Consider the following 209-nt stretch of genomic DNA (forward strand, 5'->3'; position numbering starts at 1 on the left):
CCTCTTTCTACTCTTCCTGTTGCAACTGTTCCTCTTCCTGTGATTGAGAATACGTCCTCTACTGGCATTAAGAATGGCTTATCTGTATCTCTCTCTGGAGCTGGTATATACTCATCTATTTGCTCGAATAATTCTACTATCTTATTTCCCCACTCGCTCTTTGGATCTTCTAATGCCATTAATGCTGACCCTCTTATTATTGGAGTATC

Annotated in this window: 1 pseudogene; it reads right to left on the reverse strand. The window is 40.2% G+C overall.

The annotated features are described in order from the left end of the window. Positions 1-209: pseudogene (gene tuf, locus KGF38_RS20665) on the reverse strand (elongation factor Tu); the annotation flags it as partial.

Source organism: Clostridioides sp. ZZV14-6387, from assembly GCF_020657835.1.
In the GTDB taxonomy this organism is placed as follows: domain Bacteria; phylum Bacillota; class Clostridia; order Peptostreptococcales; family Peptostreptococcaceae; genus Clostridioides; species Clostridioides difficile_A.